This is a genomic window from Carboxydothermus islandicus (assembly GCF_001950325.1).
In the GTDB taxonomy this organism is placed as follows: Bacteria; Bacillota; Z-2901; order Carboxydothermales; family Carboxydothermaceae; genus Carboxydothermus; species Carboxydothermus islandicus.
Genome location: NZ_BDJL01000010.1, coordinates 42,267 through 54,982 on the forward strand (window position 1 = coordinate 42,267; position 12,716 = coordinate 54,982).

Genomic DNA, 12,716 nt, shown 5'->3' on the forward strand with positions numbered 1-12,716 from the left:
GTTCGATTAAAACATGCCTTGTCAAGCCCATGGCGTAAGCCATGCCCGTACTTTCAACCCCACTATGGTTCGATTAAAACATCAGAGGGGATATTAAACCCGGATTTGAAGTGGAAGTATCCTTTCCACCCCACAATGGTTCGATTAAAACAATTTGAAAAAGAACAGAAAGCGGACAATATAGAAGTCTTTCCACCCCACAATGGTTCGATTAAAACGAAGAAATCGGCAACGAATTATTTTAGAAAAATAACTTTCCACCCCACAATGGTTCGATTAAAACTTCCCAAGCCAAACCAATAAGAATTACCTTCTTCATCACTTTCCACCCCACAATGGTTCGATTAAAACCCGATGCGGGTAATTGGGGATTTGGTGGCCGATTACCTTTCCACCCCACAATGGTTCGATTAAAACGAACAGTAAGGGTAGTAAGCGAAAGCCTTGTTAAACTACTTTCCACCCCACAATGGTTCGATTAAAACAATACCCTTCTTAATATCCTTCTGACTGAACTTAATCTTTCCACCCCACAATGGTTCGATTAAAACAAGTATCAGAAGAAGTATTATTAGAAGAAGTATCTAACTTTCCACCCCACAATGGTTCGATTAAAACTGTAATTATGATTGCACAAGATGATAGAATGATAGACCTTTCCACCCCACAATGGTTCGATTAAAACTCTGTCGGTTCTGGTAAGTCTTATCATGCTTTATTACTTTCCACCCCACAATGGTTCGATTAAAACGGGAAAAAGGAACATTAAACTTTATAGGTTCTCCAAACTTTCCACCCCACAATGGTTCGATTAAAACCCATCCTGGAAGCCTTAAAAAACAAGGCTTCCAGGGGTGTGAAGTCCTTAAAATCGTCGTCGACCTCCGATAATGCAAAAATCCCCGGGCAACGACGACTTTTTTACAAATATATTTTTTAATTTCGACTTTATCTCTTTATCTCCTGCTAAATAGCAAGCAATAGAAAAGATTTTTTACCGGCAGAAATACTGGTTATCCCTCCCAGATCCCTTCAGGTTTTAGCAAAAAATCAATCTTTTCTTTAACCTTGCTTCCTGGCATAAAACTGGGGTATAAAATAATTTTATTACCAAAACGTTTTATGCCTCCACTATCTTCCGTATACCGCTGTTCCAGTACTTCCACTTTGCCTTTTAATTTTTCATGCACACCATTTTTTAAATGCACATGGGCAAAGATCGTCTGATCAGCATCCATCGTAATAACCGGCTCTTCTTTAGTAGTATCTATTTCTACTTTTTTCAGGTCAAAAAATTCAAATTTATTATCTCTATTTTTCTCTACTTTATAAACCTCCGAATTAATTAACTTTCCCCAGCCGTATTTTCGCTCCCCACCCACATAAATTACTTCCAGTAACCTGGCTAAATCCTCCTTTGCTATTACATCATCTCTTATAAAGAGGTAGCCGGTAAAATAAACTTTCTGGCAGGCCGGACTGCGTGTTCGCGGACAAATATATTCTATCTGATAAAGAGAACCTTCCCGGGCGGACCGTAACTCATAATCAATTGAGGTATGGGCACTGGCGTTTAAAAAAGTATATTCAAACTCTTCGCGAGAAATTTGTTTCGTGCCAGCTTGCCATTCCAGTCCCTTTTTCGATAAAGCCGGAAGGTACACCGTTTTCCCTTGTTTGCATTGACCGTCTTTTTCACAAAGCATCGGGTAAAAATAGGTTGCCCTAAAATATTTTTTTAGCCACTGGAATCTTGCCGCATAGGGATTTTCTATGCCTTCCGCATTTTCTCCGATCCCCAGTTCCACTCCTCTAACCGCCAGAGCCGCCAGAATTTGATTGGCAGGGATATACGGCCGGGTCTGCCAGAGGTTCCCAATTCGTTTCCAGCCAATATGCACCGGACTTCCTACCAGGAAACTTACCTCATAAATAGTCCAGCTCACTACCTTTCACCATCCCCACTTTTTTCCCCGGCAATCTCTACCTCTTTGGCATCTGCCGTATAGCGAGCATAGGTTAACGAGCGTAAAAGATATTCCCGAAACAGCATCAATTTAAAAATATTACTCCTCGTAACCTTATTAATAAACTCCAATACTTTTTGCTGGTTATCGATACCATTTTCTTGCACCCAGTCGTTTTCCGGAAGGAAAAGCAACTCTCTCTCGTCTTTTTCTTTAAGCAAAAGGCCTTTGATAATTGCCCGGTAAGGGTCATGCTTTCCTTCACTTTGCTTATTTCTTTTGGCCAGTAAAAATAGAAATAAGGCATTAACTCCGCTTTCCTGAAGAATACCTAAACTCTTATTAATACAGTTCTTAAGCTCTTTGAGGTCTTTATCATTTTTCCCCGGAAAATCATTTACTATTTTCTGCCCGGTCTTAGCGGCAATAAAATCAAGATTTTGCATCTTCGTTCACCTCCGGAGTGCTACCCAGCAGCTTAACCCGGCCAAATCCGCGGGTATTCATACCGCCCACACCTAAAAACTCCATCATCTTAAGACCGGTCTTCACCACATCAATTGGCTTGTTCCATGGTTCTGGAAGTTCTTCATTGGTATCTATTTCGTTCCGCTTAAACTTGTATTTAACGGGAAAAGGCGAATCACTGGCATTGACATTCCGATAGTCGTTTTCTACTACATCCAGCCAAAAGATCGTCCCGCGGGGAATTGCTTCGTAGGTAAAAAGGGCCCCTTCTCGGGCCGCCCCGGTCGAAGGATCAATACTTACCGACGTCCGTACTTCCAGATTGGAATTAACCACCAGGCTAAAAATACTATCGGGAACAACAATTATTTTAGGTTTTACATGTTCCGGAAGTTTACTTGTGATGTCTTTCCATTTTTCATTTTCCTCTAAAAGCTTATCTAATTTTTTATGGTCTGGATTAATTTTGACCATTAACCAGCCAAGGTTTAAGTACTCAAAACCGTTAAATTCATTTCCTGCCAGCACTTCAATTTCCTGTGAATTGGCTTTAACCTCTTTTGCCAAATCATCTATTTTAAAGTTAGCTATTACATCGCTTAACACTTCCGGGCTGGTAAGCCACACCGGCCCCGCCATTGAACTAACCGGGAAAAGCAGCAGCCGGGCATCAAAAATCCGCACTGTTCCGGCCATGGCCACCGTTTCTTCTCCTTTTTTATCCGTTTCTTTTCCTTTTTTAATATTTAAACTACCAAAGGTATAGCAAATGGGACATTGGGGATCGCCACAGTGCCCATCACCGGAAGCATCTTTAATTCCCTGGCCGGCACAAACAATTTTCCCATAGGTGAGGGCACTGTAATAACGGGCCGCCCCGGAAATTCCCGTCCCGGGCAATTTGGGTAAATTGGTGCCCGGCTCCCGCACTATAGACAGATCCACCCGTCCTAAACGATAACCTCCGGTTCCTACGTGGATTGGATCAAGGGCTTGCAGTAAAAAACGATAAGGTTCATAGGGGTTTTTCTTTACTTTAGTCATCAAACATCCTCCTCACCTTTACCTTAATTTTTTTCCTTTACCGGTTCTTCCTTCAAAATGCTCAAATAAAGTTCCAGCACATCAAACAAAATCCCTTTAACAGCAGCTTCTTTAAGTTTTGGATATTTTTTCTGATCTTTAAACCATCCCCCCTGGATTAAAGCACTTTCTACAAACTTTTCCCAGACACCGGATATTTCTTCCGACGCATTTTCAATCTGCCAATCCTGCCATTTTTCTAAAAGCATTTGCCAGAGAAGATGAAGCTGGCGGCTACTTACATCCTTAACACCGCTTAACCCCTTCCAGAGCTCTTCCAGATAATCAATTTCCTCCAGAAAATAAGGCCGGTTTTTCTGGCCTTGCCGCAAGCCTTTTTCCCCATAAACCAGTTCAAAACGGCGACCGGCATGGTCAAGGAAGATAAAATCAAAAGTTGAAGGATAAAACTCAATTTCATCCCCAATCTCAAGATCCATGACATGAACCCACTGCCCACCGTTTGAACACGGTTCCTTCATCATCAAAGTCCGGCTACCCTGGATCGAGTTTACCTTAACCCAGGGATACCAGATATCAAAGGTACAATTATTCCCTGCAGTGGTCGGCATCCGCCAGGAAATTTCTTTTTCAAGGTCTGCATCGTTTAATTTTAAAGTTAGTTCTACCATTGCCGGCCAAACTTTCTGTTGAGGATGGGCTAAATAATAATTACTTTCAGAATTAAATAAACAACTACAGCCATAATCGTTTTTCTTAACAATTTTCCACCGCTTTGGTCCTTTTGTCTCCAGACCTTTTAAAAGACGCCAACCCGCATCCAGCACCACACTTAATGGGGTATGTCGGGCAAAAAAGACCACTCCTAAAGTTAATGGCAGACGCCCCCTTACTTTTCCCATTTCTTTTTCATATTTTTCCTTGATTCCTTTGACGAAGGAGAGAGCTTTTTGGGCCGGAACTAAAACGGCAAAAACCCGCGGCTCCGCTAATACTGGAATGACCGGTAAATACGTATCCGGTGCAATTTGCACCGATTTAATCGTAATCTGGTTTCCCTTCGTTTTTCTCGGTTGGCCATAGGACGAAGGTTCCAGGAGCTCAACCGCTTTATTTACTAATTCTTTTTGCAAAAATTCGGAAGCCTCCGCCGGCGACTGCCAGATTTTTTTAGACGCCCCTAAATTTTTGGCAATGTACCTTAAATTTTCAACAGAAATAAACCTGGCATTTTGGGGATTTAAGCACACCACCCCCATTTGGGTACCCGAAATCTTTAGTTCATAGGCTCTATGGCTTTGCAGTTCACTATTTATTCCTTCTAACTCTATCAATAACCGCCGCTCCCACTCTTCCTTTTTGATAACCCCGGAGGCTAAGGAATTAAGAAGGCTTTCTTTCCACTTATGCAAGTCTGGAAAATCTTTTTCTACCGGTGCTATCTCCCGCCAGAAATTAGCAGTAGTTTCCCATATCCGGCGAAAACGCGCGAAGGAATCGGAGGAGGTAGCTTGAATATTTTTTATCGTTTTTATCGTTTTATATAATTCCGAAGCTGTAATTAAGTCAATGTTACCAGGATATACCAAATTCTCCAGCATCTTTTCCACGCCAAATTTCCCTACAATCAAAGCCACCCGTCCGTTAACGTCCGCCGTTTCATCTATCCAGATGGTGCTAAAAAGCTTCTTATCCAACCAATCTTTGGCAATAGATTCCCGTTCGTGCAGGCAAACACAGCAGCTTTTATTTTTAATGGCTAATTCCTTAAGTTTTTCATCTTCGGGCTTTAAACCGCCGCCAATCGGCCGCACGCCACAATAGGGGCAAACATCCATTTTAGGCTCATTTTCTTCAGAAAATGCTTCCGCTACCGGATTGGCCATCGGCGTTTTTTTAATTAAATTTTCCACCTCATCTCCTATATACTTAACTTTAGTATTAGATTCATTTTTGTCCTCTTTACAGTTGTTATTTTTACATTCTGGATGGTTGTGGAATTCATCTTGCGAAAGTTCTAACTCCGGTTCAAACCCGTACACTTCGGGTAATGTTAAATCATTATTTTGGTTTTTGTTTTTAATTTCAATTTTTAATAAGTTTAAAAAGTTTGTATAATCTTTTTTATCTTTTTCCCAGTTGGGGAAAATGTAAATACTGCCATTTTCATCCCGGTAGATTTCGGTAGCTACCGGATACTCTTCTTCCACCAAGAATTTAATTTTATCCAGGTATTCCTCCAACTTCCGCTGCCGCACCCGCAGATCCGCTACACTCACCGCACCGCTTAAAAAATCCAAACCATCGAGCCCAACCCGCCAGAGGCGCCAGCGAGGATGATTAACACTTTGCCAATTAGCGAGATCTTCATGACTTAAATTTTTACCTTTACAACTCCAGATGCCAGCTTTAAAAAAAGCCATTGCGGTATGACCGATATCCCAGACGGTAACATCGTTTATCCCCCTCCGGGTATCGGCAGGAACCTGCCGGAATAACGGTTCGATTTCCTTCATAAATTCGGTTAAAGAAAATTTGTCCGCCGCATCGCCTAAAAACTTTTGAATTAACTCCTCCACTTTAGCTTGAATTAAGTCATATTCCTCAAGATCCGGCGCAAGTTTCTCAAAGCCAAGAGGCGTTGCCAGATACAACGGAAGCTGCTGCTGCAACTCAAAGATTTTATCCTTCTCTCCACCGGAAGCCCCGTGATGGCAACGGTTCATTAGATGGGTTAAGCGCGAACCGTTTGGAAAAAATTTTTCAGTAAAAATTTTATAATATTTATAAAATTGAAACGGTCTTAAACCTAAAAATTCAATTAAATCGCCAATTAGATACTCTCGGTCAGTAAAGGGGGCAGGCAACTCCTCAATTTTTTGGGAGAGAGCTTTTTTGGTTTTTATATCAAACACTTGCTCGGTTAGATCATTGGCCCCGCCAAGTTTTGAAAGATTTATATTTTTATTACCTGCTGTTTGCTGAAATAATTTTTTTTCCGTTTGGTACTTGTTATTTATTAGCCCAATAATATTTTGATAATAATAAGTATTTTGCCCTAGATGATTTAATTGCATTTCCACAAACCGCCGGCTTACCTTGCCTAAATTATGTAAAAGCGCACCGGCACAGGCTAAAAGAACTCCCTTTCGGTATTTAATTACATCATTCATTCCTTCCCCCTCCTTCCGACCAATCTTCAGCGAAAGTTTTTAAATCATTGGCTTGTTTTAATAGTTCAGCAAAATTTTCAAACATTCTTCCCGATTTCAAACTTTGTGTTGCAGACGGTAATTTCACCGCCAACTTTCCTTTTAATACTTCAGCCAGGCCAAAGCCGCTGGAAGTTTTGGCGCCAAAACCAAATTCGGTAAACAAATATTTTAGTCCTTCAGCCACCAGGGAAAGGTCTTCGGCCATTTCCCGTGCCGTTTCCGTTTCTTTCCCACCTATCCGGTCAAAGGGAACATACAGCAGACTAAAATTGCCGCTGGCACCCTCCGGGACTATTTCAAAATATATCGGTTGAGTCCCCGCACCGCTTTCCCGGTCGTGAGGATTAATTACTGTCAAGCCCATTTTTTGAAAAAAGGTGGGATAAAACATTAACCGTCCGCGCCGGTGGCCGTCGTTTAAAAGTTGTTTTAATCTCTCCCGGTACCTTATAGCCAGCTCTTTTCCTCCAATTTGGTCTAAAAAACTTTCAAAATTTTCTTTTTCCTCCCCGTCGACCTCTTGCTCGTTTCCGAAAAGACGTACCAAGCCAAGCCGCCGCTGCAAAAATTTCTCTTCCTCGTCGCTTTGATTATGCCACCAGTCGGCCAGCAATCGCACCATCGCTGCATGTAATGTCCCCTTCCACTGGCCCGGCGCAATATACGGTATTTTATAAACCCAATCCTTGCGTAGGGGATTATCGATAACGTATAAATTGGTATCATCTCTGGAAAAATACGGCTTTTTCATGGTAAAGGTAAGGGTGATGGCAAAACTAAAAGGTGGAAGCCAGGCTTTTAACTGCAGTTCCTGGAACATATGCCCGGGATCAAAGATTTCTGATACTTGATTAAAATATTCATCGGGAATCGCAAATTCTCGAAGTAGGCTATTATGGTAAAAACTTAAAATACTATCTCTATACTTTTTTACTTCTCCAACACTTTCATACGCATAACGCAAGATACTGGCAATTTCGAAATCTTTAAACCAGTGCTGTTTTTTTCCGCCGCTCTTAAACCCGAAAATTTTTCTCTCATCATTCTGCTTATTTTCAATGATATAATCACTGTATTCCATTATCTTATTGCTCATCGATTTATCCTCCTTAGCGAGGCTTTTAAAAAATTCTCGCTGGTAATAAACCTCATAACATTGTCATAAAATATCATTTTTTTTTGCGTTTTAAGCATTTTTTAAGAAATGCATAATTTTAACTTATTATTTTAGGAAGCAGATTTTAAAATTAGCCTTGACTTCCACTGAAATTGTAAAAACCTAACCTATTTCCAGCAAACGTTCTAAAAATTTTTTACCGTCTTCATTGCTTTCTTTTTCTCGCCATTCAATTGATGAGATATTGAGAAACCCAATTTTTTTCCACAATTCCCCATTATCTCTTTCCATCCAATTCTTTAAATTATCAAGAACCGTATCTCTTCGAATCTTACCTGGTAATTCTTTTGGAATCCATCCCCAAATTCGCATTTCATACTCATTTTCTCCAACTTTATATGCATGTGAAACATTTATTAATGATTTATATCGTTCCATTTTTATTTTTTTATTTTTTAATTTTTCACCACTTCCCTTACAAGAAGTACATAATTCATATGGTTTTCCGTTACAATTTTGATGTTCTCTTTTCTTAGGGTTATGATCCCATCTTTTATTACAATTGCTACAATAATAAATAATTTTCCCATAATCGAGATCATGGTACGAACCATTTATAACCCCAAGTAATCGCCACCTGGCAGTTGCATTGGGCTGATTGTTAAATAATAATTTTTCCCGCAATAACCCCCGTAAATAATACCTAACAACAGGGGCTATGGGAATAAAATTTTTGTTCAAGTAATCTTCAAGATTACCAGAATACCGAATATTATTTTGAGCAAAAATTTTTTCCACTTTGTCAATCTTAAATCGAATTTTACTAAAAAAGAACTCATCTATACGTGGTAAATTAGCTTTTTTCGGGTAATTATTATTGTTCGAGTGCTTAGTATTAATAATCGAGTCCAGTGCTGAAAGCACTGTTTGCTGGTCAAATTTGCTATCACTATTTACTACACCGTATCCTTGTTGAGTTTTAGCGCCTAATCCTCCCCAGTCATTAATAAGCTTAATAATTAAGTTTAATTTTTGTAAAATTTGTTCTTGGTTAGAGACAAAATGATTTGGTTCAATTGTTAGCATCCCTTTTTTAAAAAATAATCCTCCTTTATAAAACCACCCTTTATTGTTTTCTATTCTTATTTTTAATTCTTTATTAAAAAATAAATCATTACTTTCTTTATCAAAATTAAAATTTAATTTAAAAGCTCTTTTCCAGCCGGTAGCGCCAAATACCCGGCACACATCACACAAACCAGCCTCGGCCAGATTTTTATTTTTTTTAAATTTTTCCGCATTAAAATTGCAGGTTTTTTCCGTTGGGTCACAGGCCCAACCTCCCAATCCCCGGACTACCACTTCATACCACCAGCGCAGCGAACCTATAATCCCTGTTTCCTGGATTTTCTCACATTTTCCTTCCACACCACCGGTCCAAAGAGGAGTAAGTGTGGAAAGTTCAAGATTCAGTTTTTTCCCCAAAATAGCCCCTCCTTTAATCCCAAAAAGGTTAACAGGAAAAATCTTTATTTTTGGTGATTTTAGGTAAATGTGGTTTTTGAAAATTAAAGTTTTTAAACCCTTTTCTTAGTATTCTTAAACTTTTTTTAAACCAACCCAAATACCCCATGGTTAAAATCATTAAGATAAAAGTAGTAAAAAAAGCAACCTTTATCGCTACCTGCCAGGATAGCTTTAAACCTTCCACAGCAAAAAATCCAGTAGAAAAAATCCCTAAGACAAAGGTCACCGGAAAACCAATAATGGTAAGAAGCTGAACCAGCCGTTCTCCCCGTTCGCGCTGCTTTCGTTCTAAATATTCATCCAGTTCTTTAAGCTGCGTTTTTACTTCCTCGTATAGCCGCTCGGTTTCCATCACTTCTTTCCAATATTTCCAGATATAGTTTCCATAGTCGGTATTGGTCAAATGTCCAAACCACGCTTTATTGGTAAACTGTAAAAAACGCCAGTGAAGTAAACTGACTTTTTCGGCATTTTCCACCAATTCATCAATTTTGCTTAACTCCCATGAGAACTGGAGTAAACTGAGGCGATGGTACAACGCATGCAAAAAAATATCAAAATAAATTGTCCGCCATTGCTCCAGAAGTTTTTGGGCGTTTGCCCCTGTATTTTTTTGTCGACCTACTACCACAATTGCTCCGTTTTTATCAAATTTCCCCAAAGTATTTACTCCAGAAAATTTTAGGTCTCCTACTTCACTTGATTCTCCAAGAAACTCGGCAAATGCTTCTTCAAGTTCTTCTCTATTTTCAATTTCTTTACCCACTACACTGTAATAAAGAAGAAAACTTTCACCTAACGCATAACTTCCTTTTTCGATTAATTCTTCTGGTAAAAAACCTAAAAAGTTTTCTTGGATGATATTTTTTAAAAGCTTTTTTCTGGAATTTTCTTCAGTTTTAAATTCCAGCTCAGCTAATTTTATCCTGCCATAACTTAATTTATCGATTGTTGCAAAATTCTTGTTAAATTGCCGCACAAAACTTATTTTAGGAATTTCTTTGGGCATAGCTTCGATCAGTAATAACCCTACTCCTGTTGGAAACAATAAGAGAGAGACCTTTTTAAATTCCGCTTCCTTTCCGCGAAAATGAAAATCTCTTAAAATTTCTGAAGATTTAGCAAAACTCCAGATCCAGCGCACTACCGACCAGGAACTTAAAATCTCTAAAGGCGATTCTTTTTTACGTGGATGGCGGCTCAAAGATAAATCCTGTAATTTATCTCTTTTTTCGCTGGAAAGTTTAAGTTTCTCCGGAGGAAAGGCAAGTAAATTTTCAAGGGCAAGACCTGCAGTAGGAAAAAGAAATTTTCGCACATAAGGAAAAAAATAACGTAAGTGTCTCCAATCTTTATCATCATCAAGATCTGTAATATCCAGACTCCAAACCGGGTCGTCCAAGACCCTCTGAAGGACTTCCGGATAATTATCCTGGGAAAAGAAAAAAGGGTAAATAAAAATTGAAAATGCCCCTGCCAGATTGCTTCCTTGAGCTATGTGTGGTTTTACCATTAACACTACCCCGCTTTTCTGCAGCCGGTAAATATTTAATAGTATTTTTTCTTAATAATTATAATTTACATTATTCTCCATATTTAAGGAAATTCCTCTTTTATTTCGCTTTTTTTGCCAAATTTCATTTTAAATTTACAGAAATTTTTTGCGGCAGAAAATACTGCCCAAAAATTAAAAGCAGGGAAAGTAAAATACTTCCCTGCTCAAAAACTGCGAATATAACCCTCAAAATGGTTCAATTAAAACAGCAAAAGCTGACATTTCTTACTTCTTGCAGCGTCCCACCCCACAATGGTTCGATTAAAACTACGGGAACGAGAGAAAATCTAAAGTTGTAAATATTGCCTTTCCACCCCACAATGGTTCGATTAAAACGAATTTTGTCGTATGTAAGTATTTCAATAATTATTGATTTCCACCCCACAATGGTTCGATTAAAACGTCAAAGGCTTCTGCCGGTTTGCCGTTACAAACCAGAATTTCCACCTCACAATGGTTCGATTAAAACTTATTCTTGAACAGAGAAGCCTTGATCTGGCTTTTAGATTTCCACCCCACAATGGTTCGATTAAAACTGGCTTGTTTGCGTCCCTGTTTGACCGCATACTTTATTAATTTCCACCCCACAATGGTTCGATTAAAACCGGAGATAATCGTCTCCCGCAACCGGGCAGGTGAAACATTTCCACCCCACAATGGTTCGATTAAAACCTTTACTGGGCGAAAAGAAGCAGCAATATCTCATAGATTTCCACCCCACAATGGTTCGATTAAAACTCTTTTACTTCCGCTAAGATTAAATTTACTTCTTTTTATTTCCACCCCACAATGGTTCGATTAAAACTCAGGATTGCTTTGAGTAAGTTTCTGGCTAATAAAGCATTTCCACCCCACAATGGTTCGATTAAAACTCTTTTACTTCCGCTAAGATTAAATTTACTTCTTTTTATTTCCACCCCACAATGGTTCGATTAAAACCGTCAACCTCCGGTAAATACTTGTTGTAAAGCCGTACATTTCCACCCCACAATGGTTCGATTAAAACCGGCGGGCAGGAGGAGGAAGTATGTTTTTACCAGATATAAATATTTCCACCCCACAATGGTTCGATTAAAACGTAGATGATGTAGAGTACACGGTCCAGTTACTTTTAAACTTTCCACCCCACAATGGTTCGATTAAAACCTTTAGCATATAATAGTCACGGTTGTTCTTGTAAAGCTTTCCACCCCACAATGGTTCGATTAAAACCATCCTGAAAGCCTTAAAAAACAAGGCTTCCAGGGTGTGAAGACCTTGAAATCGTCGTCGACCTCCGATAATGCAAAAATCCCCGGGCAGCGACGACTTTTTGTTCTCTAATTTTATTATTTACTACTTAATTCGACTTTCTCCTGAATTTTCCTGCTAAGCCTACAAAAAAGAGTTACTAACTTTAAAGTTAGTAACTTTAGAGTTAATGTTAAGTTATAAGACCATATTTTAAGTATTTCCATATATTTGTCTATTATGCGTTTTATTTGGCATCGTATCCAGAAAATTAAAACCCCCAAGTCTCGCCTGGAGGCTTAAATATTATTCTATCCACCTTTCCAACCATTCTTTCATGCTTAAAAATTTTTAACCGGCTGCCTCAAAACAGCCGGTTCTATTTTTTGGGCAATGCACCCGTTTGAACACTTCTTATTTTTTCTATTTTTTGTGGGTAAGCAAAATTAAAATTCAAGGTTAAAATGCTAATGTGTTTATGGCAAAATAAAAGTGCAGAGTTTGGCAAGGTAAAAGTGCAGAGTTAGGATTAGTAAAAAAAAACCATTGCCAGCAGTCCCAAAATCTAATAACCTCTTGTTTGTAGACCAATA

The 12,716-nt window shown here is 39.0% G+C and carries 7 protein-coding genes and 2 CRISPR repeat arrays (1 of these 9 only partly in view); all 7 genes read right to left on the reverse strand.

Annotated elements, in window-relative coordinates:
- Positions 1-818: direct repeats of the CRISPR family, unit length 30 nt; unit sequence CTTTCCACCCCACAATGGTTCGATTAAAAC; it begins 17 nt to the left of the window's first position.
- Positions 819-1,013: 195 nt separating this feature from the next.
- The gene (locus tag ciss_RS02835) at positions 1,014-1,946 is read right to left on the reverse strand and encodes a hypothetical protein (RefSeq protein WP_075864803.1); all 933 of its coding nucleotides are present in this window, start codon (positions 1,944-1,946) and stop codon (positions 1,014-1,016) included.
- Positions 1,946-2,413 carry a hypothetical protein gene (locus tag ciss_RS02840; RefSeq protein ID WP_075864804.1) on the reverse strand — a complete coding sequence of 156 codons (468 nt, stop codon included), beginning with the start codon at positions 2,411-2,413 and terminating at the stop codon, positions 1,946-1,948. The genes ciss_RS02835 and ciss_RS02840 overlap by 1 nt, the downstream gene beginning before the upstream one ends.
- Positions 2,400-3,479, reverse strand: coding sequence for a type III-B CRISPR module RAMP protein Cmr4 (cmr4, locus tag ciss_RS02845; RefSeq protein ID WP_075864805.1), 1,080 nt, complete (start codon positions 3,477-3,479; stop codon positions 2,400-2,402). Before cmr4 ends, ciss_RS02840 begins: the two co-directional genes overlap by 14 nt.
- A 23-nt stretch (positions 3,480-3,502) precedes the next feature.
- Positions 3,503-6,652 carry a hypothetical protein gene (locus tag ciss_RS02850; protein ID WP_075864806.1) on the reverse strand — a complete coding sequence of 1,050 codons (3,150 nt, stop codon included), beginning with the start codon at positions 6,650-6,652 and terminating at the stop codon, positions 3,503-3,505.
- The gene (locus ciss_RS02855; RefSeq protein WP_075864807.1) at positions 6,645-7,790 is read right to left on the reverse strand and encodes an RAMP superfamily CRISPR-associated protein; all 1,146 of its coding nucleotides are present in this window, start codon (positions 7,788-7,790) and stop codon (positions 6,645-6,647) included. The genes ciss_RS02850 and ciss_RS02855 overlap by 8 nt, the downstream gene beginning before the upstream one ends.
- A gap of 183 nt (positions 7,791-7,973) precedes the next feature.
- Positions 7,974-9,296, reverse strand: coding sequence for a type III-B CRISPR module RAMP protein Cmr1 (gene cmr1, locus ciss_RS02860; protein ID WP_075864808.1), 1,323 nt, complete (start codon positions 9,294-9,296; stop codon positions 7,974-7,976).
- 28 nt (positions 9,297-9,324) lie between these two features.
- Positions 9,325-10,851, reverse strand: coding sequence for a hypothetical protein (locus ciss_RS02865; protein ID WP_075864809.1), 1,527 nt, complete (start codon positions 10,849-10,851; stop codon positions 9,325-9,327).
- A 280-nt stretch (positions 10,852-11,131) separates the two neighbouring features.
- A CRISPR array of direct repeats spans positions 11,132-12,105; the repeat unit is 30 nt; unit sequence ATTTCCACCCCACAATGGTTCGATTAAAAC.
- The last annotated feature ends 611 nt before the right edge of the window (positions 12,106-12,716 follow it).